This is a genomic window from Pseudomonas juntendi, assembly GCF_021560075.1.
GTDB lineage: Bacteria > Pseudomonadota > Gammaproteobacteria > Pseudomonadales > Pseudomonadaceae > Aquipseudomonas > Aquipseudomonas juntendi.
Map to the genome: position 1 here is coordinate 5,255,721 of NZ_CP091088.1, position 23,679 is coordinate 5,279,399.

20 protein-coding genes and 2 pseudogenes are annotated in these 23,679 nt (G+C 62.1%); 13 read left to right on the plus strand and 9 right to left on the minus strand.

The window, feature by feature from the left end:
- Window positions 1-171 precede the first annotated feature (171 nt).
- Complete coding sequence (gene ppx / locus L1P09_RS24255) at window positions 172-1,674, plus strand: exopolyphosphatase (protein WP_029886228.1); 1,503 nt, start codon at window positions 172-174, stop codon at window positions 1,672-1,674.
- Here the strand turns inward: ppx and ppk1 are convergent.
- Complete coding sequence (gene ppk1 / locus L1P09_RS24260; RefSeq protein ID WP_054905404.1) at window positions 1,661-3,910, minus strand: polyphosphate kinase 1; 2,250 nt, start codon at window positions 3,908-3,910, stop codon at window positions 1,661-1,663. The two genes, ppx and ppk1, sit on opposite strands and share 14 nt — an antisense overlap.
- A gap of 211 nt (window positions 3,911-4,121) precedes the next feature.
- On the opposite strand from ppk1, the gene L1P09_RS24265 reads away from it, so the two are divergent.
- Both L1P09_RS24265 and elbB read left to right on the plus strand, forming a co-directional pair.
- Window positions 4,122-4,724: a DedA family protein gene (locus L1P09_RS24265; protein ID WP_054905406.1), complete on the plus strand. Its 603-nt coding sequence runs from the start codon at window positions 4,122-4,124 to the stop codon at window positions 4,722-4,724.
- A 187-nt stretch (window positions 4,725-4,911) separates the two neighbouring features.
- Window positions 4,912-5,571 (plus strand): isoprenoid biosynthesis glyoxalase ElbB, encoded by a 660-nt coding sequence (gene elbB, locus L1P09_RS24270; protein WP_054905405.1) that lies wholly within the window; start codon window positions 4,912-4,914, stop codon window positions 5,569-5,571.
- A 194-nt stretch (window positions 5,572-5,765) separates the two neighbouring features.
- Here elbB and L1P09_RS24275 read toward each other — a convergent pair whose 3' ends face one another.
- Window positions 5,766-6,218: a YaiI/YqxD family protein gene (locus L1P09_RS24275; protein ID WP_009681655.1), complete on the minus strand. Its 453-nt coding sequence runs from the start codon at window positions 6,216-6,218 to the stop codon at window positions 5,766-5,768.
- 168 nt (window positions 6,219-6,386) lie between these two features.
- On the opposite strand from L1P09_RS24275, the gene L1P09_RS24280 reads away from it, so the two are divergent.
- Window positions 6,387-9,236 carry a class I adenylate cyclase gene (locus tag L1P09_RS24280; RefSeq protein WP_235768221.1) on the plus strand — a complete coding sequence of 950 codons (2,850 nt, stop codon included), beginning with the start codon at window positions 6,387-6,389 and terminating at the stop codon, window positions 9,234-9,236.
- 39 nt (window positions 9,237-9,275) lie between these two features.
- Here L1P09_RS24280 and rnk read toward each other — a convergent pair whose 3' ends face one another.
- From rnk to cyaY, 3 genes are all read right to left on the minus strand, one after another.
- Window positions 9,276-9,686 carry a nucleoside diphosphate kinase regulator gene (rnk, locus tag L1P09_RS24285; RefSeq protein ID WP_009681653.1) on the minus strand — a complete coding sequence of 137 codons (411 nt, stop codon included), beginning with the start codon at window positions 9,684-9,686 and terminating at the stop codon, window positions 9,276-9,278.
- A 146-nt stretch (window positions 9,687-9,832) separates the two neighbouring features.
- Window positions 9,833-10,057 (minus strand): DUF1289 domain-containing protein, encoded by a 225-nt coding sequence (locus tag L1P09_RS24290; protein ID WP_009681652.1) that lies wholly within the window; start codon window positions 10,055-10,057, stop codon window positions 9,833-9,835.
- A 1-nt stretch (window position 10,058) separates the two neighbouring features.
- On the minus strand, window positions 10,059-10,391 hold the full coding sequence (gene cyaY, locus L1P09_RS24295) for an iron donor protein CyaY (protein ID WP_054905168.1): 333 nt from the start codon (window positions 10,389-10,391) through the stop codon (window positions 10,059-10,061).
- Window positions 10,392-10,641: 250 nt separating this feature from the next.
- On the opposite strand from cyaY, the gene lptM reads away from it, so the two are divergent.
- From lptM to L1P09_RS24325, 6 genes are read left to right on the plus strand one after another with little or no spacing between them, the layout of a single operon-like run.
- Window positions 10,642-10,854 (plus strand): LPS translocon maturation chaperone LptM, encoded by a 213-nt coding sequence (gene lptM, locus L1P09_RS24300; RefSeq protein WP_054905169.1) that lies wholly within the window; start codon window positions 10,642-10,644, stop codon window positions 10,852-10,854.
- 10 nt (window positions 10,855-10,864) lie between these two features.
- Window positions 10,865-12,112 carry a diaminopimelate decarboxylase gene (lysA, locus tag L1P09_RS24305; protein WP_235768222.1) on the plus strand — a complete coding sequence of 416 codons (1,248 nt, stop codon included), beginning with the start codon at window positions 10,865-10,867 and terminating at the stop codon, window positions 12,110-12,112.
- A 4-nt stretch (window positions 12,113-12,116) separates the two neighbouring features.
- Entirely contained in the window at window positions 12,117-12,947 is an 831-nt protein-coding gene (dapF, locus tag L1P09_RS24310; RefSeq protein ID WP_192441268.1) for a diaminopimelate epimerase, read from the plus strand.
- A gap of 13 nt (window positions 12,948-12,960) precedes the next feature.
- Entirely contained in the window at window positions 12,961-13,671 is a 711-nt protein-coding gene (locus tag L1P09_RS24315; protein ID WP_009681647.1) for a DUF484 family protein, read from the plus strand.
- On the plus strand, window positions 13,671-14,570 hold the full coding sequence (gene xerC / locus L1P09_RS24320) for a tyrosine recombinase XerC (RefSeq protein ID WP_054905171.1): 900 nt from the start codon (window positions 13,671-13,673) through the stop codon (window positions 14,568-14,570). The genes L1P09_RS24315 and xerC overlap by 1 nt, the downstream gene beginning before the upstream one ends.
- On the plus strand, window positions 14,567-15,262 hold the full coding sequence (locus L1P09_RS24325; RefSeq protein ID WP_054905172.1) for an HAD family hydrolase: 696 nt from the start codon (window positions 14,567-14,569) through the stop codon (window positions 15,260-15,262). The genes xerC and L1P09_RS24325 overlap by 4 nt, the downstream gene beginning before the upstream one ends.
- 152 nt (window positions 15,263-15,414) lie before the next feature.
- Here L1P09_RS24325 and sutA read toward each other — a convergent pair whose 3' ends face one another.
- The 3 genes from sutA to glnK form a co-directional block, all read right to left on the minus strand.
- Window positions 15,415-15,744: a transcriptional regulator SutA gene (gene sutA, locus L1P09_RS24330; protein WP_009681644.1), complete on the minus strand. Its 330-nt coding sequence runs from the start codon at window positions 15,742-15,744 to the stop codon at window positions 15,415-15,417.
- A gap of 431 nt (window positions 15,745-16,175) precedes the next feature.
- Window positions 16,176-17,507 carry an ammonium transporter gene (locus tag L1P09_RS24335; protein WP_029887805.1) on the minus strand — a complete coding sequence of 444 codons (1,332 nt, stop codon included), beginning with the start codon at window positions 17,505-17,507 and terminating at the stop codon, window positions 16,176-16,178.
- A gap of 46 nt (window positions 17,508-17,553) precedes the next feature.
- Entirely contained in the window at window positions 17,554-17,892 is a 339-nt protein-coding gene (gene glnK, locus L1P09_RS24340; RefSeq protein ID WP_002555808.1) for a P-II family nitrogen regulator, read from the minus strand.
- Window positions 17,893-18,274: 382 nt separating this feature from the next.
- Between glnK and L1P09_RS24345 the strand changes: the two genes are divergently transcribed.
- The gene (locus L1P09_RS24345) at window positions 18,275-18,541 is read left to right on the plus strand and encodes an accessory factor UbiK family protein (protein ID WP_235768223.1); all 267 of its coding nucleotides are present in this window, start codon (window positions 18,275-18,277) and stop codon (window positions 18,539-18,541) included.
- A gap of 23 nt (window positions 18,542-18,564) precedes the next feature.
- Here the strand turns inward: L1P09_RS24345 and L1P09_RS24350 are convergent.
- A pseudogene (locus L1P09_RS24350) lies at window positions 18,565-20,577 on the minus strand (DUF4034 domain-containing protein).
- 257 nt (window positions 20,578-20,834) lie between these two features.
- On the opposite strand from L1P09_RS24350, the pseudogene L1P09_RS24355 reads away from it, so the two are divergent.
- A pseudogene (locus tag L1P09_RS24355) lies at window positions 20,835-21,797 on the plus strand (YifB family Mg chelatase-like AAA ATPase); the annotation flags it as partial.
- A 40-nt stretch (window positions 21,798-21,837) separates the two neighbouring features.
- On the plus strand, window positions 21,838-23,568 hold the full coding sequence (locus L1P09_RS24360) for a recombinase family protein (protein ID WP_235768224.1): 1,731 nt from the start codon (window positions 21,838-21,840) through the stop codon (window positions 23,566-23,568).
- The last annotated feature ends 111 nt before the right edge of the window (window positions 23,569-23,679 follow it).

Here is a 23,679-nt window from a genome sequence, read left to right on the forward strand (position 1 = left end):
GGTCGATTGAGTGTAACTATAGTTGGGCAAGACGCCACGAATCGAAACTGTCATCTGCGTGTAATAGCATCGGATGGCACATTGCCTTGCATCAAGGCCTGGCGTGGCACGCGTTGGCGACAGCCTGCTATCGTGGCACGATTGCCGGGTTAACGACCGAGAACACACAGCATGCCGCACAACATCGCGAAGAACCTGTCTCTGATCGCCGCCATCGACCTTGGCTCCAACAGTTTCCACATGGTCGTGGCCAAGGCCCACCATACCGAAATCCGCATCCTCGAGCGGCTCGGCGAGAAGGTTCAGCTTGCCGCCGGCATCGACGAAGAGCGCAAGCTCAGTGAAGAGGCGATGGAGCGGGGCCTGGACTGCCTCAAGCGCTTTTCCCAACTGATCCACGGCATGCCGGCTGGCTCGGTGCGCATCGTCGGTACCAATGCCCTGCGCGAAGCGCGCAACCGCAACGAATTCATCCAGCGTGCCGAAGCCATCCTCGGGCACCCGGTCGAGGTCATCTCCGGCCGCGAAGAGGCGCGCCTGATCTACCTGGGTGTGTCCCACACCTTGGCCGACACCCCCGGCAAGCGCCTGGTCGCCGACATCGGCGGCGGCAGCACCGAGTTCATCATTGGCCAGCGCTTCGAGCCGCTGCTGCGCGAAAGCCTGCAAATGGGTTGCGTCAGCTTCACCCAGCGCTACTTCCGCGACGGCAAGATCACGCCGGCCCGCTACGCCCAGGCCTACACCGCCGCGCGCCTGGAGCTGATGAGCATCGAAAACGCCCTGCACCGCCTGACCTGGGACGAGGCCATCGGCTCGTCCGGGACCATCCGTGCCATCGCTGCCGCCATCAAGGACGGCGGCCTGGGCAACGGCGAGGTCAACGCCGAGGGCCTGGCCTGGGTCAAGCGCAAGCTGTTCAAGCTGGGCGACGTCGACAAGATCGACTTCGAAGGCATCAAGCCGGACCGCCGTACCATCTTCCCTGCCGGCCTGGCGATTCTGGAAGCCATCTTCGATGCCCTGGAACTGCAGCGCATGGACCATTGCGACGGCGCGCTGCGCGAAGGCGTGCTGTTCGACCTGCTAGGCCGCCACCACCATGAAGATGTGCGCGAACGCACCCTGAACTCACTGATGGAGCGTTACCACGTCGACCAGGGCCAGGCAGCGCGCGTCGAGCGCAAGGCCTTGCACGCCTTCGACCAGGTCGCGGATGCATGGGGGTTGAAGGATGGAAATTGGCGCGATCTGCTTGGCTGGGCAGCCAAAGTGCATGAAATCGGCCTGGATATCGCCCACTACCACTATCACAAGCATGGCGCCTACCTGATCGAACACTCCGACCTGGCGGGCTTCTCGCGCGAAGACCAGCAGATGATGGCCCTGCTGGTACGCGGCCACCGCCGCAACATTCCCAAGGACAAGTTTGCCGAACTGGGCGAGGAAGGCGTGAAACTGCTGCGCCTGTGCGTGCTGCTGCGCTTCGCCATCCTGTTCCACCACATCCGTGGCAACCAGCAGATGCCGAAGGTCCAGCTCAAGGCTGCCGGGGAAAGCCTCGACATCGCCTTCCCTGAAGGCTGGCTGGAACAGAACCAGCTGACCCAGGCCGACTTCGCCAACGAGGCGGAGTGGCTGACCCGGGTCGGCTTCGTCCTCAGCGTACGTTGAGGACCGGGTTGCTCAGGCGCTCCAGCAGGGTCGCCTGAACGCTGCGCGGGTTCTGGTTGCCGGTTGGGGTGCTGCGCACGTAGCGCCCGTCGGGCTGCAAGGTCCAGGCATGGGTGTTGTCGGTCAGGTAGCCTTCCAGCTCTTTCTTCACCCGCAGCAACAGCTTCTTGCCTTCGACCGGGAAGCAGGTCTCGACACGCTTGTCGAGGTTGCGCTCCATCCAGTCGGCGCTGGACAGGTAGATCTGCTCTTCGCCGCCATTGAGGAAGTAGAACACCCGCGTGTGCTCCAGGAATCGACCGATGATCGAGCGCACCTGGATATTGTGCGAAACCCCCGGAATACCTGGGCGCAGGCAGCACATGCCACGCACCACCAGGTCGATCTTCACGCCAGACTGGCTGGCCTTGTACAACGCCTTGATCACCTTGGCGTCGGTCAGCGAGTTGAACTTGGCGATGATGTGCGCCGGCTTGCCGTCGAGGGCGAACTGGGTTTCCCGCGCGATCATGTCGAGCATGCCCTTCTTCAGGGTAAACGGCGCGTGCAGCAGCTTTTTCATGCGCAGGGTCTTGCCCATGCCGATCAGCTGGCTGAACAGCTTGCCAACGTCCTCGGTGAGGGCGTCGTCTGAGGTCAGCAGGCTGTAGTCGGTGTACAGGCGGGCGTTACCGGCGTGGTAGTTGCCGGTACCCAGGTGGGCGTAGCGCACGATCTCGCCGTGCTCGCGGCGCAGGATCAGCATCATCTTGGCGTGGGTCTTGAAACCGACCACGCCGTAGATCACCACCGCACCCGCGGCTTGCAGGCGGCTGGCCATCTGCAGGTTGGACTCTTCGTCGAAACGCGCACGCAGTTCGATCACCGCGGTGACCTCCTTGCCGTTTCGCGCTGCATCCACCAGGGCATCGACGATTTCCGAGTTGGCCCCGGAGCGGTAAAGGGTCTGGCGCACGGCGAGCACGTGCGGATCCTTGGCGGCCTGGCGCAGCAGGTCGATCACCGGGGTGAAGGACTCGAAGGGGTGCATCAGCAGGATGTCCTGCTTGCCGATCACGCTGAAGATGTTGTCGGCGTTCTGCAGCAGCTTGGGGATCGCCGGCGTGAACGGCGTGTATTGCAGCTCCGGGTGGCTGTCCAGGCCGGTGATGCTGAACAGGCGCGTGAGGTTGACCGGGCCATTGACCTGGTACAGCTCGCTTTCGCTGAGGCTGAACTGCTTGAGCAGGTAGTCCGACAGGTGTTTCGGGCACGTGTCGGCGACCTCCAGGCGCACGGCATCGCCATAGCGGCGCGAGAACAGCTCGCCGCGCAAGGCGCGGGCCAGGTCGTCAACCTCTTCGGAGTCCAGTGCCAGGTCGGCGTTACGGGTAAGGCGGAACTGGTAGCAACCCTTGACCTTCATGCCCTGGAACAGGTCGTCGGCATGCGCGTGGATCATCGACGACAGGAACACATAGTTGGCACCCGGGCCACCGACTTCCTCCGGCACGCGAATCACCCGCGGCAGCAGGCGGGGGGCAGGGATGATCGCCAGGCCCGAATCACGGCCGAACGCGTCCACCCCTTCCAGCTCGACGATGAAGTTCAGGCTCTTGTTCACCAGCAGCGGGAACGGGTGGGTCGGGTCGAGGCCGATGGGGGTGATGATCGGGGCGATTTCGTCGCGGAAGTAGCGGCGCACCCAGGTCTTGAGCTTGGGTGTCCAGTAACGGCGGCGAATGAAGCGGATCTGGTGTTTTTCCAGCTCCGGCAGCAGCACGTCGTTGAGAATGGCGTATTGCCGGTCGACTTCCAGGTGCACCAGCTCGCTGATGCGCGCCAGTGCCTGGTGCGGCTGCAGGCCGTCGGCGCCGGCCAGTTCGCGGGCAAAATTGATCTGCTTCTTGAGGCCGGCCACCCGGATTTCAAAGAACTCGTCAAGGTTGCTGGAGAAGATCAGCAGGAACTTGAGCCGCTCCAGCAGTGGGTAGCTCTCGTCCAGCGCCTGCTCCAGCACACGGATATTGAACTGCAACTGCGAGAGTTCGCGATGAATGTACAGGCTGCTGTCGTCCAGGCCAGGCACCGCGATTGCCGGGGCCGGCGGCGGCGCAGGCACCGGGGCGGCAGGCTCGGCCGCCTGCCCGGCTTCCGGCGCGGTGGCCGGCGGCAGGTCTGGCGGGGTCTGCAGCATCTCTTCGGGGAGCTCCTGGGCATCCTTGATCGCGACAGGGCTAAGCACTTCATTATTCATCTGACGTTCCTGAGGACGTTAACGCCCTATCATCAATTGAGCGGCAAGATAAGCGCCCATTATGACGCCTGTGTGACATGGCAGGGCAAGCCATGACGCGTGGCTATGGCAATGTGGTGTAGGAATTGTTCATGTGGAGACACATTTGGACACTTTCCCGAATGCCCGCGAAGGGGTAGGCTGCGCGTTCATTTCGCCAGCACCTCAGAAAATGCTTCAACAATTCCTGCAGGATTTCGGCTACTTTGCCCTTTTTCTAGGCACCTTCTTCGAAGGCGAGACCATCCTGGTGCTTGCAGGATTCCTTGCATTCCGCGGTTACATGGACATCAACCTGGTGTGCCTGGTGGCGTTCTTCGGCAGCTATGCCGGCGACCAGTTGTGGTATTTCATGGGCCGGCGCCACGGCCGCAAGATTCTGGCCCGCAAGCCGCGCTGGCAGGCGATGGGCGACCGGGCGCTGGCCCACATTCGCCGCCACCCCGACATCTGGGTACTGAGTTTCCGCTTCGTCTACGGCCTGCGCACGGTCATGCCCGTGGCCATTGGCCTGTCGGGCTATCCGCCACGCCGCTACCTGCTGCTGAACGGCATTGGCGCAGCGATCTGGGCCATTGCCCTGGGTGCGGCGGCCTATCACTTCGGCGCCATCCTCGAAGGCCTGCTGGGCAACGTCAAGCGGTACGAACTATGGGTGTTGGCCGCCCTGCTGGGGCTGGGCGTGCTGTTGTGGCTGCGCCGTCGCTTCCGTGCCCTGCGCGCAGAGCGCAAGGCCGCCGCCCAGGCGGCGGACGAACAGCGCGACCAGCAGTGACCCCGAGGCGCCAGTGCGGCGCATCGGGTTGCACACAGCGTGTCGGGTTGCCGGACGAACAAGGCAGCCGCGCGCCTGTCACAAGCATGACTGGCCCTGAAAACCAACCCGGCGAGCGCCCGCTCGCAATGCGCCGCGCAGGCAGCGCTCGATCTCCCAGGCGCGACACAACACTGGAGCTTCAAACATGACTAAAAAAGTAGCGGTGGTTCTTTCCGGCTGTGGCGTGTACGACGGCGCCGAAATTCACGAAAGCGTGATCACCCTGCTGCGCCTGGACCAGCGCGGCGCGCAAGTGCAGTGCTTCGCGCCGAACATTGCGCAGATGCATGTGATCAACCACCTGACCGGCGAAGAGATGCCCGAGTCGCGCAACGTGCTGGTGGAATCGGCGCGCATTGCCCGGGGCGAGGTCAAGGACATCCGCGAGGCCAAGGCCGAAGACTTCGATGCGCTGATCGTGCCGGGTGGCTTTGGGGCGGCGAAGAACCTGTCCAACTTCGCCGTGGAAGGCGCCAACTGCAGCGTCAACCCAGACGTGCTGGCCCTGGCCGAAGCCTTTGCCGCTGCCTGCAAGCCTGTTGGCCTGATCTGCATTTCGCCGGCACTGGCGGCGAAGATCTACGGGCCGGGGGTGGTCTGCACCATTGGCAGCGACGCGGGTACTGCGGCGGCAGTGGTGAAGATGGGCGGCACCCATGAAGAATGCGACGTGCACGACATTGTCGAAGATACCCAACGCAAGCTGGTGACGACCCCGGCTTACATGGAGGCCAAGTCGATCAGCGAGGCGGCTGGCGGCATCAACAAGCTGGTGGACCGGGTGCTGGAGCTGACCCACGAGTAAGGCCCGCCTACGCGCAGCCCAGAATCCGGCGCGGTCAATGGCCTGCGTACGCCGATCAATGTGGGAGCGGCCTTGTGTCGCGAAAGGGCCGCGCAGCGGCCCCAGGATTTGAGCTTCGCCGCATAAATTACCGGGGCCGCTGCGCGCCCCTTTCGCGACACAAGGCCGCTCCCACAAAAGGGCCGCGTTACACTTCAGGCCCTCGATAGTCGCGAAATGATCCGGTCCAGCGCATTGGCGAACGCCTGCTTGTCGCGCTCCCCATAAGCCGCCTGCCCTCCCCCGACCTGGCCCTGCTCGCGCAAATCGGTGAACAGGTTGCGCGCGGCCAGCCGATCACCCATGTTGCGCTCGTCGAACTCGCGCCCGCGTGGGTCCAGCACCGCCACGCCCTTCTTGACCAGGCGGTCGGCCAACGGCACGTCACTACAGATCACCAGCTCGCCCGGCACGGCATGCTCGACCAGATAATCGTCGGCCGCATCCATGCCACTGGGCACCACGATCAACCGCACGATCGCAAACGCAGGCCTGGCCACTGCCTGGCCCGCCACCATCACCACCTCGAACTTGCGCTTGAGGGCGAACTTGACGATCAGATCCTTGGCTGCCTTGGGGCAGGCATCGGCATCGATCCATACACGCATCGGATAATCTCTTCATCAGCTCAATGTGCTCATGATGCCTCATGCACGGCAACAGCCGGAACCGGCCGGCGCGCTGGAAAAATGGCGCCAATATTCCAATTAGCGCTTATCCGCCCCTGTTACTCAGGCTAAACTCGCCACAGCTTCACTGGCCTGCCCGAGCGCGCAATGAACCACCCCCACGAAATCCGCCCCGACCTGGACCAAGGCATCGACCGCAAAGTCCTGGCGACACTGCGCGCGCGTTTCCTGCACTTGAACCAGGCTCGGCTGCAGCGGGCAATGGAGGGCCTGTCGACACGTCAGCAACAAGTGCTGCTGCTGTTGCCCTTGCTGTTTCACGTGAACCACCCGCTATTGCCGGGTTACGTCTCGGGCAGCACCCCCGCAGGCGTCTCGGGCTACGAGCCCGGTAGCGAGCTGGTCGCAGAAGCCCAGCGCCTGGCCCGCTCATTCACCTACAAGGCCCAGCACGGCAACCCGCCACGGCCGATACACGGCCTGTTCCTGATGGGCAGCCTGGGCTCGCTGGCGCAGGCCGAGCACAGCGACATGGACGTATGGGTATGCCACGCCCCCGGCTTGCCCGAGCCGTTGCTCGAAGAGCTGCGCCGCAAGTGCCAACTGCTGGAAACCTGGGCGGCCAGCCTGGGCGCGGAGGCACACTTTTTCCTGATCGACACCCAAGGGTTTGCCCAAGGCCAGCGTGATGGTCAGCTTGGCTCAGACAATTGCGGGACTACCCAGCATTACCTGCTGCTGGACGAGTTCTACCGCACCACCGTGTGGCTGGCCGGGCGTACGCCGCTGTGGTGGCTGGTGCCGGTCTACGAAGAAGGCAATTACCAGGCCTATACCCAGACCCTGCTGGCCAAGCGTTTTATCCGCAGCCAGGATGTGCTCGACCTGGGCAACCTGGCGCACATTCCGCCCGGCGAGTTCATTGGTGCCGGCCTGTGGCAACTGTTCAAAGGCATCGACTCACCCTACAAGTCGCTGCTCAAACTGCTGCTGACCGAGGCCTACGCCAGTGAATACCCTGGCGTGCGCTGCCTGAGCCTGGACTACAAGCAGGCAGTGTTCGCCAACCAGCTGGACCTGGACGAGCTGGACCCGTATGTCATGGTCTACCGGCGCATCGAACGCTACCTGCTGCAAAAGGGCGAGCCTGTGCGCCTGGAACGGGTACGGCGCAGCCTGTACCTGAAGGTGAACAAGAAGCTCAGCGACCAGAACCGTAGCAATGGCTGGCAGCGCCGTTTGCTTCAGCGCCTGGCTGACCAGTGGGGGTGGGATGAGCGGCAGCTGGCGATACTGGACAGCCGCAGCCAATGGAAAGTCCAGCAGGTTGCCGTGGAGCGCCGCGAACTGGTGGCCGAGCTGAACCACAGCTATCGCTTCCTTGGCCAGTTCGCACGCACCCGAAACGCCAGCAGCCGCGCCGACCAACGCGAGCTCAACGTGCTGGGCAGGCGCCTGTATGCAGCCTTCGAGCGCCGTGCCGGCAAGGTCGAGGTGATCAACCCGGGTATCGCCCCGGACCTCGCCGAAGACACCCTCACCCTGGCTCAGTTACCTAACCGCAAGGAATCGGGGAGCTACCACTGGGAACTGTACAGCGGCAACCTGAGCCCGCACGACATCGAGTGCTTCAACCCGATAAAACGCTGCCGCGAGCTGCTGGAACTGCTGGCCTGGGCCCATCGCAACGGGGTCATCGACAGCGGCACGCGCTTGGCGCTGCACCCGGGTGTCAGTGACCTGAGCGAGTTCGAGCTGGTCAACCTGCTCGGTTGCCTGCAGCAATGCATCCCCCTGCCCTTGCCGACCGTGAGTGAGGTGCGCCTGCTGCAACCCAGCGTTGCCGATGAAGTGCTGCTACTGGTCAACGTGGCCATCGACCCACTGCGCCACCACCGCGACCTGAACATCCTGATGACCACCGAGCGCACCGACTCACTGAGCTATGCCGGGGTGCGGGAGAACCTGGTGCTGACCTTGGACCAGGTCACCCTGAACAGCTGGAACGAAGTGCTGGTTCAGCGCTTTGACGGCGAACACGCGCTGGTGCGCTGCCTGCGTGACTTTCTCAACAGCCCGGTGGCGCATGGCCACCGGCCGCGGGTACGGGTGCATTGCTTCTGCCCGAGCCGCGCACAGGCCATCAGCCAACGGGTGGAAGAGATCTTCGACACCGTGCAGCTGTTGCAAGCCCAGGGCCTGCAGCACCGCTACCTGCTACAGGTCGCCCGGCACACCCATGTGCTGGAGCTGCAAACGGGGCATGTCAGCCTGAGCACCCTGGCCGAGCACGATGCCCTGCTGGCCTACCTGGGCGAAGAACGCAGTGTCTACAGCCCGTTGTACCTGGACGCCAACGCCCTGCAAGATCAGGACCTGCGCCTGGTGCTGGAGCAGGGCCGGCCGGCGTGCATTCAGGTGTTCTACCGCCTGCAGGACGAATGGGCCGAGCTGTACGTGCTGGATGAATGCAACGCGTTATGGCAACAGCGCCTACCGCTGCATGACGAGGCGCACCTGCTGTTGCCGCTGCAGCGCTTTTTGCGCTCGGTGGTGATGCGCCGCGAGGCTCGCCTGCCGCTGGATGACCTTGGGCAGGCGGCCCTGGATATCCAGTACGCGCAGCTACTGCCTGGCGGCCCGGGCAAGGCCCGCAGCATCGAAGCGCGCGTGGCGCCGCAGGAGGGCAGTGACCAGCCTTACTATGAAGTGCAGGCCATCATCCAGGCCGGTGTAGGGGGTGCTGCGCATGTGACACTGTACTGCGACCAGCAGGAGTTTTCCGAGCTGGAGCATGGGCCGCAGCTGTATGCGGTAGTGGCGCGGCAGATCATTGGCCAGCGGCGCGGGGCCGGGAAGTACCGGTGCTATATCACCGACCTGGATTTGTCCGAGCTGCTGGATGACCGGCTGGGGGCAACGCAGGTTTACCTGAGCTACAAGCGGGTGCTGGAGCAGGCATTGAACGAGGGGTTGGAGCAGGTGCTGTGCCAATGACCGGGCTGCTCCAACATGGGCCGCATGGCGGCCCAGGCCTCAGAGGTCGAAATCACCCGCCGCTTCAGGCTGGTACTCGACTTCCAGCAGTTTCAGCTTGAGGGTTTTGCCCCCCGGCGCCGGCCAGTCGATCTGTTCACCCACCGACAACCCCAGCAAAGCGCAGCCAATTGGCGCCAGCACCGAAACCTTGCCTTCCGCCCCGGCATCCTTCGGGTACACCAGGGTCAGGTGGTAGTCCTTGCCGCTGGCTTCCTCACGGCAGTGCACGCGCGAGTTCATGGTCACCACGCCTGCGGGTACTTCCTCATGACCGACGACCTGAGCGGCACGGTCCAGCTCCTCCTGCAGGGCGAACACACCCGGCGTACTCTCGTCGAGGCTGTCGATCAGACGCTCCAGACGCTGTACGTCCAATCGGGTGAGGATAAGGGAAGGCTTGGTGCTCATGATCCAGTCAGACTCCTTTGAACAGGCAATTTTCAATGCACAGATAAAGCAAAACCCCGCCCAAGGGCGGGGTTTGAAAAGGCTTTGGCGTCATCGACGCAGAACCCGACACTACCACAGACGGGCAAATACTCAAGCCCCTGCGGTCAGTGTGCCTTTGCCTGCGCACGCAGGACCTGTGCCTCGCGGCAGATCTGCCGGCGCCGCTCGTCATCGGCCGAGCGCCACTCGCGAATATGCTCGACATGCCGGTGGCAACCGGTGCAGACACGCTGCTCGTCGAGCCGGCAGACACTGATGCAGGGTGATGGCACCGCGGGGCTGACATTGCTGTACAACGGCTTGGGTGGCCGCGGCTGGGCGCTGCTCATGTCAGATCTCGTCGAAGTCCAGCTTTTCGCCAGCCCGCTCCCAAACGATGCGTTCGAGCATTTCGCCCAGCAGCTCTTCGCTCTTTTCGCAGACCCACTTTTTAGTCTCTTCGTCGTAGTCGAAGTGGAAACCACCGGAACGGTCAGCCAGCCACAGTTGGCGCAGCGGCTCCTGACGGCTGAAGATCAGCTGGGCGCCGCCTTCGAACTTGACGGTGAGCACGCCAGCGGAATTCTCCGTGTCCAGGTCCAGGCCGCTCTCGTCGAACAGGTCTTCCAGGGCCTGTTGGGTCGCGTCGACCAGATCGTGGAAACGCGCTTCACTCAAACTCATTGCAGGAACCTCGAAATTGGCGGCATTACAGGCAAGCCGGGGAAGATACGGGCGCAACGCGCCAGCCGCAAGCTGCTAGCTACAAGCCGCAAGAAAAAGCCCAGCCTACACCCGATCGCTTTTTCTTGCCGCTTGAAGCTTGAAGCTTGCCGCGTCTGCTGCCCGCCCGGCGGACCGGCCCTTGCATAGGCAAGCCGCCGGTCGCTCGGTATACTCGGGCGCAATACTGCATTTTCTAAGGATTTCACCCATGAAGCGCCTGATTTCCTCCTTCGCGGCGCTGGTCGCTGTTGCCTGCCTCGTTTCGGCCTGCGGCCAGAAAGGCCCGCTGTATCTGCCGGACGACGGCGATAACGGTAAAGCGCACAAGTCGCACCAGCACTCGTCGAAAGCCAAGCCGACCGCGGTCCAGGAGCAGCCGCCAGCGCTCGAGTCCGAGCCCGAGCAGTCGCCTGCGCAGTAAAGGAAACCAGATGAACGCTTTCAACTACCGCGACGGCGAGCTGTTCGCGGAGGGTGTAGCCCTGTCAGCCATCGCCGAACGCCATGGCACGCCTACCTACGTGTACTCGCGCGCTCACATCGAGGCCCAGTACCGCAGCTACACCGACGCCCTGCAAGGCGCCGAGCACCTGGTGTGCTTTGCGGTCAAGGCCAACTCCAACCTCGGCGTGCTGAACGTGCTGGCACGCCTGGGTGCAGGTTTCGACATTGTCTCCGGCGGCGAGCTGGAGCGTGTGCTGGCGGCCGGTGGCCGCGCTTACCGCGTGGTGTTCTCCGGCGTGGGGAAAACCCGCGAAGACATGCGCCGCGCCCTGGAAGTGGGTGTGCACTGCTTCAACGTGGAGTCCACTGACGAGCTGGAGCGCCTGCAGGTGGTGGCCGCCGAAATGGGCAAGGTTGCCCCGGTATCGCTGCGGGTCAACCCGGACGTGGACGCCGGTACCCACCCTTACATCTCCACTGGCCTTAAAGAAAACAAGTTCGGCATCGCCATTGCCGACGCCGAAGCCATCTACGTGCGTGCGGCGCAGTTGCCGAACCTTGAAGTGGTCGGTGTCGACTGCCACATCGGCTCCCAGCTGACCACCATCGACCCGTTCCTCGACGCGCTCGACCGCCTGCTGGTGCTGGTCGACCGCCTGGCCGAGTGCGGCATTCACCTGCGCCACCTGGACCTGGGCGGCGGTGTCGGGGTGCGCTACCGTGACGAACAGCCGCCGTTGGTGGCCGACTACATCAAGGCCATCCGCGAGCGCGTTGGCGACCGCGACCTGGCCCTGGTGTTCGAGCCTGGCCGCTATATCGTGGCCAATGCCGGCGTGTTGCTGACCCGCGTGGAATACCTCAAGCACACCGAACACAAGGACTTCGCCATCATCGATGCGGCGATGAACGACCTGATCCGCCCTGCCTTGTACCAGGCCTGGATGGGCGTCAGCGCGGTCAAGCCGCGTGGCGGTGAAGGCCGTGCCTATGACCTGGTCGGGCCGATCTGCGAGACCGGCGACTTCCTCGGCAAGGACCGTGTCCTCGACCTGGCCGAAGGTGATTTGCTGGCTGTCGAGTCGGCGGGCGCCTATGGTTTTGTCATGAGCTCCAACTACAACACCCGTGGTAGATGCGCCGAAATCCTGGTTGACGGTGACCAGGTGTTCGAAGTACGCCGCCGCGAGACCATCGCCGAACTGTACGCTGGCGAAAGCCTGCTGCCGGAGTAAGCCCATGCTACTGCGTTTTACCAAGATGCATGGGCTGGGCAACGACTTCATGGTCCTGGACCTGGTCAGCCAGCACGCCCACATCCAGCCCAAGCACGCCAAGCAATGGGGTGACCGCCACACCGGCATCGGCTTCGACCAGTTGCTGATCGTCGAGGCGCCGAACAACCCGGAAGTAGACTTCCGCTACCGTATCTTCAATGCCGACGGCTCCGAAGTGGAGCAGTGCGGCAACGGTGCGCGCTGCTTCGCCCGTTTCGTGCTGGACAAGCGCCTGACCGCGAAAAAACGCATCCGCGTGGAAACCAAGAGCGGCATCATCGTGCTGGACGTGCAAAACGACGGCCAGGTGAGTGTCGACATGGGCCCACCGCGCTTCACCCCTGCCGAAATCCCCTTCGTCGCCGACGCGCAGGCGCTGAGCTACCCACTGGAAGTCGACGGCCAGTTGCATTCGATTGCCGCCGTGTCCATGGGTAACCCGCATGCCGTGCTGCGTGTCGACGACGTGCGTACTGCCCCCGTGCATGAACTGGGCCCGAAGATCGAAAACCACCCACGCTTCCCGCAGCGGGTGAATGCCGGCTTCCTCCAGGTCATCGACCGCCACCGGGCCAACCTGCGCGTGTGGGAACGCGGCGCGGGCGAAACCCAGGCCTGCGGCACCGGCGCCTGCGCCGCCGCCGTGGCGGCGATCAGCCAGGGCTGGATGGACTCCCCGGTATCCCTCGACCTGCCAGGTGGCCGCCTGCACATCGAATGGGCCGGCCCCGGCAAGCCCGTGGTGATGACCGGCCCGGCCGTACGCGTCTACGAAGGACAGGTTCGTCTCTAAGCGAGTAACCGCCATGACCGATCAGCCCAAGGTTGTACCCCAGCAGTCCGCCGAGCTCGATGCCGAGGCGGTGGTCGCCTACCTGCGCGCCCACCCTACCTTCTTCAGCGAGCACGACGAGTTGCTGATCGAACAGCGTATTCCGCACCAGCGTGGCGACAGCGTGTCGCTGGTCGAGCGCCAGCTCAAGCTGCTGCGCGACCGCAACATCGAGATGCGCCACCGCCTGTCACAACTGATGGACGTGGCCCGCGACAACGACCGGCTGTTCGACAAGACGCGCCGGCTGATCCTCGACCTGCTTGATGCCGGTAGCCTGGAAGAAGTGGTCATGGCCGTCGAAGACAGCCTGCGCCAGGAGTTTCAGGTGCCCTTTGTCAGCCTGATCCTGTTCGGTGACAACGTTGCCCCCGTGGGGCGCTGGGTCAGCAATGCCGAGGCCCAACAGGCCATCGGTGCCCTGTTGGGCGGTGGCAAGACGGTCAGCGGCAACCTGCGCGAACATGAACTGGCCTTCCTGTTCGGCGAGGAACAGCGCCGCGAGGTCGGCTCCAGCGCCGTGGCCGCGCTGGAGTACCAGGGGTTGCATGGGGTGCTGGCAATCGGTAGCCGAGACCCGCAACACTACAAGAGCAGCGTCGGCACGCTGTTCCTCGGCTACATCGCCGAAGTGCTCGGCCGTGTCGTGCCAAGGGTGACCCAGACCCTGCGTTCGGTACGCTGATGGAACGCCAGCTGGAGGCTTATTGCGCACACCTGCGCAGTGAGCGCCAGGTGTCGGAGCATACCTTGCTGGGCTACCGTCGCGACCTGGACAAGGTCATTGCCTATTGCAAGGAGCACGGTATTGCCGACTGGCAAGCGCTGCAGATTCAGCAGTTGCGTCAGCTGGTCGCCCGCCTGCATCACCATGGTCAGGCCTCGCGCAGCCTGGCGCGGCTGCTGTCCGCTGTACGCGGCCTGTACCGTTACCTGAACCGCGAAGGCCTGTGCCAGCACGACCCTGCCGCCGGCTTGAGCGCCCCCAAGGGCGAGCGCAAGCTACCCAAGGTGCTGGACACCGACCGTGCGCTGCAGCTACTCGATGGCGGCGTGGACGACGACTTTATTGCCCGCCGTGACCAGGCCATGCTGGAGCTGTTCTATTCCTCGGGCCTGCGCCTGTCTGAGCTGACCAACCTCGACCTGGATCACCTGGACCTTGCCGCCGGCCTGGTGCAGGTACTGGGCAAAGGCGGCAAGGCGCGGGTGCTACCGGTCGGCCGCAAGGCCCGCGAAGCGCTGAAGGAATGGTACCGCCTGCGCGGCATCGGCAACCCGCGCGACCGCGCCGTGTTCATCACCCGCCAGGGCAACCGCATCAGCCCCCGTACTGTACAGCAGCGGGTCAAGGCCGTGGGTGAACGTGAACTGGGCCAACACCTGCACCCGCACATGCTCCGCCATTCCTTCGCCAGCCATGTGCTGGAATCGTCCCAGGACCTGCGCGCAGTGCAAGAGATGCTCGGCCATGCCGACATCAGCACCACGCAAATCTATACCCATCTGGACTTCCAGCACCTGGCGGCGGTGTACGACAGCGCCCACCCCCGGGCCAAACGCAGCAAAGGCACAGACTCATGAGCATCAAGCTGATCACCTTCGACCTCGACGACACCCTGTGGGACACCGCGCCAGTGATTGCCAGTGCGGAAGTCGTGCTGCGCGACTGGCTCGAAGCCAACGCCCCCCTCCTGGGCGGGGTGCCGGTGGAACACCTGTTCGCCATCCGCGAACGCCTGGTGCAGGCCGAGCCCGGCCTGAAACACCGCATCAGTGCCCTGCGCCGGCGGGTACTGTTCCATGCCCTGGAAGAAGTCGGCTACAGCGAGAAACACGCACAGGACCTGGCAAATGAAGGCTTCGAGGTATTCCTGCATGCTCGCCACCAGGTGCAGATCTTCCCCGAGGTGCAGCCAATGCTGGAGATCCTGCGGCATCAGTACACCCTGGGCGTTGTCACCAATGGCAATGCCGACGTCAGCCGGCTAGGGCTGGCGGATTACTTCCGCTTCGCCCTGTGTGCCGAGGACCTGGGCATTGGCAAGCCGGACCCGGCGCCGTTTTTGGAGGCCTTGCGGCGTGGCGAGGTCGACGCCGGTGCGGCGGTGCACATTGGTGATCACCCGGCTGACGACATTGCCGGTGCCCAGCGCGCCGGGTTGCGTGCGGTTTGGTTCAACCCGCAGGGCAAGGCCTGGGCGGGCGAGCAGGCGCCGGATGCCGAGATCCGGCACCTGTCGCAGCTGCCCGACGTGCTCGCACGCTGGCGCTGACAGGGGCCGCTTTGCGGCCCATTCGCGGGCACGCCCGCTCCCACAGGGACCGTGCAGGTCCCAAGACCTGTGGGGGCGGGCTTGCCCGCGAGGCGGCCGGCACAGGCACAAAAAAGCCCGCAGCGACGGCGGGCTTCTTGACGATCAGCCAATCAGATAGGGCGGCTGCCGTACTTGTTGTCCGGCTTCTTGGGCGGGTCGGCGACCACGTTGGCCTCGACTTCCTGCACCTTGCCACCGCGCGACAGAAATTCTTCCATCGCCTTGGCCAGTGCATCACGCTCTTTCTGCTTGGCTTCCATGCTCGGCATCTCGTCTACCGAGACTGCCGCCTTGGATTTGCCCTTGGCAGCGGGTGCCGGGCTGCTGTCGTCATCGCCAGCGTCTTCGACGCCGTCATCAGCCGCCGCTTCGAGGCCTTCATCGCCCTCGTCTTCGTCACCTACTTCGAGGTCATCATTTTCCAGATCGTCGTCGCTCATGTTCTACCTCATGACTTGCGAAAAGCAGGTTAGTTATAGACCAGTGCAGCCGTAGACCGGCAGCTACCAGTGAAAATTCAACTGGCCGTGGGTTAGGCCACTGCCCTTGGGGCCGGCGCTCCTGATGGGAGGCGGTACCCAGCAGGCCCTGCTCCTGGCAGAACCTGACAAATCCATTAGCCCCTGCTGGCCACTCGCTATTGGCAAGCCTAGCAAAGGCTGGTTGAAGTGCGCGGACTGCTTGCCAAACACCCTTCGGCGCGCATTCTAGCGCGCCGGTAGAAAAAGCAAAGCACCATAAATGCCCTACGACCTGTAAGTTTTTTGCCTACGTCGCGAACGTGCCGGATAAACCGTTTGCCGAGCGGGAAATGTTAAAAATCTGGCAAAAAAATGCCCGGCAAGCCGGGCAAGTTTTTACCGCGTCGCAGTTACAGGTTGTAGCCGCGCTCGTTGTGCTGAGCCAGGTCGAGACCGACCGACTCTTCTTCTTCGTTGACCCGCAGGCCCATCACCAGGTCCAGCACCTTGAGAATCACGTAGGTGACGATGGCGGTGTAGACCACGGTAAAGATCACGCCTTTGGCCTGTACCCAGACCTGCATGCCGATGTCGGTGACAGTACCGAAGCCGCCCAGTGCCGGGGCTGCGAACACGCCGGTGAGGATGGCGCCGATGATGCCGCCCACACCGTGAACACCGAAGGCGTCCAGCGAGTCGTCATAGCCCAGCTTGCGCTTGAGGGTGGTGGCGCAGAAGTAGCAGATCACACCCGAAGCCAGGCCGATTACCAGGGCACCCATGGGGCCCACGGTACCCGCGGCCGGGGTGATGGCGACCAGGCCGGCAACCACACCCGAAGCGATGCCCAGGGCGCTCGGCTTGCCGTGGCCGATCCACTCGGCGAACATCCAGCCCAGTGCCGCAGCGGCGGTGGCGATCTGGGTCACCAGCATGGCCATGCCGGCGGTGCCGTTGGCCGCTGCAGCAGAACCTGCGTTGAAGCCGAACCAGCCGATCCACAGCATGGCCGCGCCCATCAGGGTGTAGCCCAGATTGTGGGGCGCCATCGGGGTGGTCGGGTAGCCTTTGCGCTTGCCCAGTACCAGGCAGCAGACCAGGCCGGCGATACCTGCGTTGATGTGCACCACGGTGCCGCCAGCGAAGTCCAGTACGCCCCAGTCCCACATCAGTGCACCGTCACCGCTCCACACCATGTGCGCGATTGGCGCGTATACCAGGGTGAACCAGATACCCATGAACACCAGCATCGCGGAGAACTTCATGCGCTCGGCGAAGGCACCGACGATCAGCGCAGGGGTGATGATGGCGAAGGTCATCTGGAAGGTGATGAACACCGCTTCAGGGAACAGCGCAGTGGCCGAAGTCAGGCTCTCGGGCGTGACACCGCTGAGGAAGGCCTTGGAGAAGCCGCCAACGAACGAATTGAAATTGAGTACGCCTTTTTCCATACCGGCGGTATCGAAGGCCATGCTATAGCCGTAGACGACCCAGAGAATGCTCATCAGGCCGGTGATTGCAAAGCACTGCATCATCACCGACAGCACGTTCTTGGAACGCACCATGCCGCCATAGAACAGGGCCAGGCCCGGAATGGTCATGAACAGCACCAGCGCCGTCGCGGTCAGCATCCAGGCGGTGTCGCCGGAGTTCAGCGCTGGGGCAGCTTCCTCTGCCAGGGCGAGCCCGGGGGTTACGAGGGACAATAGGGCTCCTAGCCCTGCGATCTTACGCAGAGTCATGTTGTTTTCTCCTGGGGCTTTGGGTTTGGTGAGGCTTTGTTGTTGCTTAGATCGCGTCGGTATCGGTTTCGCCGGTACGGATACGGATCGCCTGCTCCAGATTCACCACGAAAATCTTGCCGTCACCGATCTTGCCGGTGTTGGCTGCCTTGGTGATGGCTTCGATTACCCGATCAAGGTCCTTGTCATCGATGGCGACATCGATCTTCACCTTGGGCAGGAAATCGACCACATACTCAGCACCGCGGTACAGCTCGGTGTGGCCCTTCTGGCGACCGAAACCTTTGACTTCGGTGACGGTGATACCCTGCACGCCGATTTCCGACAGTGACTCGCGCACGTCGTCCAGCTTGAACGGCTTGATGATGGCTGTGACTAGCTTCATGAAACTCTCTCCCGATTTGGTGGACTTGCCCCAGGAAAACAAACCCGTCTCAAGTCTAAGCGCAGCGGTTGGCTTTGTAACGCGTCGTCGGCATCCGGCTCCGCGTGCGCACTGCCTGGTCACAAGGAACTGCATCAGTGCATGGCTCGAACTGGTCTTTGCAGAAACCTTGCCAGTTCCGCCAAAGCCACGAAAAACAGCGAGTTATGTGATTTAGTCAGGATTGGCCAGTCGCCAGCATGCAGATCATGCACAGTTTCGGTGCGCGCAGGCGGGGCCTGCTGCTCGAAAAACGTGCAGTAGCGCGAGCGTCTGTTAAAGAAAGGCCCATGTGCGTGCGTGCTACACTGCTGGCCATTTCTCGGTTTCAATGGAAAGCCCCATGCTCGCGCCCAAAGCCCTTCTCGATGCCCTGAGCGACCAGGCCTCGCGCCTGTTCAGCAGCGATACCGCACAGCCTCGCGCCGAACTGGAAAGCCAGTTCAAAGTGCTGATGCAAGGGGCGTTCAGCAGACTGGACCTGGTCAGCCGTGACGAATTCGACAGCCAGATGGTCGTGCTGGCGCGCACCCGTGCACGCCTCGAGGCCCTGGAGCAACAGGTAGCAGAGCTGGAAGCGCGGCTGGCCCCTACTGCCCAGCAGGACTGAACCAGCCCTGCCGCTGCCACACGTCAGGCAGAAACCCGCAGGGCGTTCAGCTCAGGCGGCCTGGGCGGTAGCTCACTGGCATGCAGGGTGCCGCGCAACAGCGCTGCACCACATTGGGTGAACACTGTTTTCACCCGGTTGTGCGAGTTGAGAATCTCGGCCTGGATACGCGCGATGGCGGCGTCTGTTGGCTGCAAGCTGGCCGCACGGTTGGCCCACTCGATGGCGGCAAAGCGGCTTTGCTTGCGGGTGCCGCGCCCCTGCATCCAGGCCAGCCCCAGCTCGGCACTGGCGCGTGCGGCAATTCCCAGGTCAGGGTGCTCGACCAGGCTCAACAGGTACGCCACAGCCTCGGCCCGCTCCCGAGAGTTGCCGAACTGGCGCAACAGGATGCCCAGATGCAAACGCGCGCGGGCATTGGTTTGGGAATCGCCCAGCGCGTCGACCAGCAGGTGCCTGACGGCCAGCATGGCGCTGCGCTCGCTGAGGTCCTCGCCACCCTTCATGCGCAGGCACGCCAGCTTGTATTTGGCCCGGCGGCTGCCCGCTGCCACTGCGCGCCGTAGCCAATGTTCAGCGGCCTGGCGATCAATGTACTCCTGCGGGGTATTCGCCTGGCCACCACAGTACAAGTCATACAAGCCAAGGGCTGCCCCCGGCAGGTTCAGTTCGGCACAACGCTCATACAGGTAGACGGCCACTTCATGGCGGTTGGCAGCCAACAGCAGGCGCGCCGCCGCAAGCACCGTGAACCCCGGCGCATGGCCTGCCAGCTGGCGTTTCACCGCCCGCTGCGACCATGCCCGGGCCTGCTCGGCCGAGCGTGGCAGCCCCCACAGACCAAAGCAGTGCCCTGCGGCGCGCAAGGCACAGGCGCCCGCATGGCAGCGCCCGTCGCACAGGCGCTCGAGGGCGCGGCGCAGCAACTGCTGCTGATCCGCCAGGCCGTCGCGCAGTATCAGCTCGGCCAGGCAACGGAACGGCTCGCCCATGGCCCCGATGGCTCCATGATCGGCATTGCATGCCAGGCTCGCGGCAAAGTCGCCAATCGCGCCGGCCTGATCGTGCAATGCAGTACAGCGCAACGCCCCCTGCCAAGCCAGCAGTACTGCGCGCTCCCTTGGCCTCAGCGGGCGCTGTGCCCAGGCGTCGAACAACTGCTGCCAGGTGGCCACGGCCTGCAACTGGTCGGCAGCCGGCAACAGTAGCTGTTCTTCGACGGCCATCCAGCGCAAGGCGTTACGCAGGCGCTCGTCCCAACCGGCGCACAACGGGCCGCTGGCCAACAGTTCAAGCGCATCGGCACCGGCGCCCGACCGCGGCAACAGGTAGATAGCCAGGGCCTGGATGGCTTCGAAGCAACCGGGGCGCAGGCCCAGTGCGTGGCGGAGCCAGTAGTAACGCGGGTCCTGGATGTCCTGGTAGGTCCGCTTGGCCAGGCACGCGGGCAAGCTGCTTGGCAGTTCCGCCAGCGGTTGCACCCCATGCCTGACCAACAGCGGCGCGGCGGCTTCCTGCACCTCCACGTCGGCATGGGCACTGGGCCGATAGCGCGCAGGCCGCCCGTTGAACAACTCGGCCAACCAGCCAGGCTCGCGCAACTGCGCACTGACGCGCAGCATGCCGATGGCCGCTGCCAGCGGTTGCGCCGAACGCTCCAGCGCCTGCAGCAGGTGCGCAGTCGCGGTTTCGCATATCTGCCCTACGGCCAGCACACGCGCAGCGTTGGGTTGGCCATCAGCCTGTACCCGGCAAGCGCGGTGGAAGCAGTGCATGCCCATTACCACGTGCGGGTGGTAAGCCTTGGGGCAGGCATCGACCCAGGCTTTGAGCACCTGGCTCGGGGCTTTGTCGCCCTGGTTGTCGAGGTCGGCGAACATGTGGCCTTACAGGGCCGCCAGGTAGGCCGGAAACTCGCCGGGCGGCGCCTGATACCACTGCGCCTCGAGGCGGTCGAAAAAACGGGTAAGTTCAACGAATGCGCGGGCCTGCACCAGTTCGCGGATTACCTGGTGAGTGTGGGTGAGCGTTTGCACGGAGCAATTCCTCAAGTCCATTTGGAAGATGGGACAGTGCCATTCCATGGCAACTGCAGTTGCCCAACAACACTAAGCCATACCCGGCCCCTGCGCAAAGAATATTGGATCCACCTTTTGCTCAGAGGTGTAAAAATCCGCGATAAATCCCTGCCCGGAAAAACCACGACGCACACTTCTTGCGCCGGCAGTAGGAGCGCTGGCTATCCTGTGCGCTACCGCAGGAAGCGGCCTTCACCCGCGACAACGGAGCGTCCATGTCCCTAGCCCTCGTCCATAGCCGCGCCCAGGTGGGCGTACAGGCACCGGCGGTCAGCGTCGAAACGCACCTGACCAATGGCTTGCCGCACCTCACCCTGGTCGGCCTACCGGAAACCACCGTCAAGGAAAGCAAAGACCGGGTACGCAGCGCCATCGTCAATTCCGGGTTGAACTACCCACAACGGCGCATCACCCAGAACCTCGCCCCCGCCGACCTGCCCAAGGATGGCGGGCGCTACGACCTGGCCATTGCCTTGGGCATCCTCGCCGCCGACGGTCAACTGCCAATCGCGGCCCTTGCCGAGCTTGAATGCCTGGGCGAACTGGCACTGTCTGGCACGTTGCGCCCGGTGCAGGGGGTATTGCCGGCGGCACTCGCGGCCCGCGAAGCAGGCCGGGCGCTGGTGGTGCCACGGGAAAACGCCGAGGAGGCCAGCCTGGCCAGCGGCCTGGCGGTGTATGCCGTGGGGCACTTGCTGGAGCTGGTTGCCCACCTCAACGGCCAGGTGCCCCTGGCGCCCTATGCGGCCAACGGTTTGATCCTGCAGCAACGGCCTTACCCGGACCTGAGCGAGGTGCAAGGGCAACTGGCAGCCAAGCGCGCCTTGCTGCTGGCAGCCGCCGGGGCGCACAACCTGTTGTTCACCGGCCCGCCCGGCACCGGCAAGACCTTGCTCGCCAGCCGGCTGCCCGGGCTGCTGCCGCCGCTGGACGAGCACGAGGCGCTGGAAGTGGCGGCGATCCAGTCGGTCAGCGGCCATGCACCGCTGAGCAACTGGCCGCAGCGCCCCTTTCGCCACCCGCACCACTCCGCCTCTGGCCCGGCACTGGTGGGGGGCAGCAGCCGGCCGCAACCTGGCGAAATCACCCTCGCCCACCACGGTGTGCTGTTCCTTGACGAGCTACCGGAATTCGAGCGCCGCGTGCTGGAGGTGTTACGCGAGCCATTGGAGAGCGGATAGACGTATCATACACTTTTGAACGTCGGGACTAGGACACATGGAAACCCTGAAAATCGACCGATCCAAGCCTTTGGCAATCGCTTACGTCCGTTGGTCTAGCACCGTGCAGGGTGGTGACGACAAGGACAGTTATGACCGGCAGACAAGCCCCTTGGAATTCTTCACATCGTCTACGGGCGTCCCAGTCGTAGAAACCATTATCGATCCCGGTCAGTCAGCGTTCACCGGGGAAAACTCAAAAAAAGGGAAGCTCAAAGGAATTCTTGATCGGATCGAATCCGGGGAAATCAGGAAGGGTGATTTTTTGGTCGTTGAAAGCATCGACAGGATCACCCGTATGCGGGTGCTTGATGGCGTCGCACTGATCCAAGACGGAATCTTGAAAAAAGGTGTGAAGCTCTACACTACGACAGACAACAAAACCTATTCGTATGAAGACCCTGAGAAAGATTTTGAAAATCTTTTGATGATAAGTCTTATTGCTAAACGTGCAAACGAAGAAAGCGAAATCAAGTCAAAGCGTCGGCGTTCGGCTTGGAACAAAGCAAAGACAAAAGCAACAGATGGCGTGCCTTTCAACGCTCATAATCCGCCGTACGGCTTACGATATGACCCCGAAGAAAACCGCTTTGAAATTGTAGAGGATGAAGCCATTGAGATTAAAAAAATCTTTGAAGGCTTGAAATATGAAGGCGTGTCAAACACGCTGAAAAAAGTAAATCTCACATCAAAACGCAAATGGTCACGTAAAACTGTCCATTTAATGCTCACTAGCCGCTACCCCATCGGCACTCTTATGTCACAAAAAAGAGACGGCAAAACGAAGGTATTTGAGCGTTACATTGAAAACTACTATCCCGCAATTCTGACGCACAAAGAATTCCAAGATGCGTTGCAAGCAATGAAGCAACGCGGCAAAGTAAAAGATTATGGACGTAACACCGAAGGATATTTGAATATCTTTAAGCATTGCGTCAAATGTGCTGTTTGCGGTCAAAGCCTTATGTTTGAAAAATCAATGAATAAAAAAGGTATCAAATATGGCTACTTCCACTGTTGGACACGTAAAGAGACCTTAAGTCATTGCGATGTTCCCCGATTCCGATTTGATTTTGCTTTTGGCACTTTACTGCAACTAGTTAAGCAATTGACTTGCGAAGAAGACTTTGATGCTCACCCATGGGCGAGTGAAATGCCAGCAGACTACGATAGCACGCTAGCGGATGATGAAATTAATATAGAAAATTTCGGAAATCAATTTCTGTCGTTATTCAGCAAATCAACAGCGACGGAAGCAGTAAAAACAGAATTCTACAAAGCAGAAAACGAACTTGCGAAAGCCAAATCAATCTATGAAAACTTAACAGCTTCATTCTCACAGTTCAGTGATGGCCGTATTCCTTCATTTTTCATAAAACAAATGTCGGATGCAGAGCAAGCATATGAAAACGCTAAAGCTGATGTAGATGCGTTAAGCGTTCAAATAGACAATGCTGAAAGCAGCCTTGAAATCTATTCTTACAAAGACATTATCGACCTTTACAGCAGTGATGAAGGCCGCTTGAAACTTAACTACTTCTTTAAGTCCAATGGCTTCAAATTCATCTTCAACTATGAAGCCAAAACCCGCACCCTGTTCATGACGGTCAGGGACAAAGCAGACGCAGAAATTTATCGGGTTGGTAAAAAGTTCACGCTTCACAATCCATTGAAAGAATTTGGCATTGATAATTTGAACGAGCAGATGAACTCAGTTTTAAAAGTCTAACCATCAAACGATTATAGAGGCTGTCCGATCTTGGATGGCCTTTTTTATGCGGTCTAAAAATCAAACGGTTAAAGATTGCATTGATGGTCTAACAATCAAACGGTTTATGTC

Excerpts from the sequence above, each read along its gene's own strand:
- ppx (WP_029886228.1), top strand. The coding sequence starts at position 172 with ATGCCGCACAACATCGCGAAGAACCTGTCTCTGATCGCCGCCATCGAC.
- ppk1 (WP_054905404.1), bottom strand. The coding sequence starts at position 3,910 with ATGAATAATGAAGTGCTTAGCCCTGTCGCGATCAAGGATGCCCAGGAG.
- L1P09_RS24265 (WP_054905406.1), top strand. The coding sequence starts at position 4,122 with ATGCTTCAACAATTCCTGCAGGATTTCGGCTACTTTGCCCTTTTTCTA.
- elbB (WP_054905405.1), top strand. The coding sequence starts at position 4,912 with ATGACTAAAAAAGTAGCGGTGGTTCTTTCCGGCTGTGGCGTGTACGAC.
- L1P09_RS24275 (WP_009681655.1), bottom strand. The coding sequence starts at position 6,218 with ATGCGTGTATGGATCGATGCCGATGCCTGCCCCAAGGCAGCCAAGGAT.
- L1P09_RS24280 (WP_235768221.1), top strand. The coding sequence starts at position 6,387 with ATGAACCACCCCCACGAAATCCGCCCCGACCTGGACCAAGGCATCGAC.
- rnk (WP_009681653.1), bottom strand. The coding sequence starts at position 9,686 with ATGAGCACCAAGCCTTCCCTTATCCTCACCCGATTGGACGTACAGCGT.
- L1P09_RS24290 (WP_009681652.1), bottom strand. The coding sequence starts at position 10,057 with ATGAGCAGCGCCCAGCCGCGGCCACCCAAGCCGTTGTACAGCAATGTC.
- cyaY (WP_054905168.1), bottom strand. The coding sequence starts at position 10,391 with ATGAGTTTGAGTGAAGCGCGTTTCCACGATCTGGTCGACGCGACCCAA.
- lptM (WP_054905169.1), top strand. The coding sequence starts at position 10,642 with ATGAAGCGCCTGATTTCCTCCTTCGCGGCGCTGGTCGCTGTTGCCTGC.
- lysA (WP_235768222.1), top strand. The coding sequence starts at position 10,865 with ATGAACGCTTTCAACTACCGCGACGGCGAGCTGTTCGCGGAGGGTGTA.
- dapF (WP_192441268.1), top strand. The coding sequence starts at position 12,117 with ATGCTACTGCGTTTTACCAAGATGCATGGGCTGGGCAACGACTTCATG.
- L1P09_RS24315 (WP_009681647.1), top strand. The coding sequence starts at position 12,961 with ATGACCGATCAGCCCAAGGTTGTACCCCAGCAGTCCGCCGAGCTCGAT.
- xerC (WP_054905171.1), top strand. The coding sequence starts at position 13,671 with ATGGAACGCCAGCTGGAGGCTTATTGCGCACACCTGCGCAGTGAGCGC.
- L1P09_RS24325 (WP_054905172.1), top strand. The coding sequence starts at position 14,567 with ATGAGCATCAAGCTGATCACCTTCGACCTCGACGACACCCTGTGGGAC.
- sutA (WP_009681644.1), bottom strand. The coding sequence starts at position 15,744 with ATGAGCGACGACGATCTGGAAAATGATGACCTCGAAGTAGGTGACGAA.
- L1P09_RS24335 (WP_029887805.1), bottom strand. The coding sequence starts at position 17,507 with ATGACTCTGCGTAAGATCGCAGGGCTAGGAGCCCTATTGTCCCTCGTA.
- glnK (WP_002555808.1), bottom strand. The coding sequence starts at position 17,892 with ATGAAGCTAGTCACAGCCATCATCAAGCCGTTCAAGCTGGACGACGTG.
- L1P09_RS24345 (WP_235768223.1), top strand. The coding sequence starts at position 18,275 with ATGCTCGCGCCCAAAGCCCTTCTCGATGCCCTGAGCGACCAGGCCTCG.
- L1P09_RS24360 (WP_235768224.1), top strand. The coding sequence starts at position 21,838 with ATGGAAACCCTGAAAATCGACCGATCCAAGCCTTTGGCAATCGCTTAC.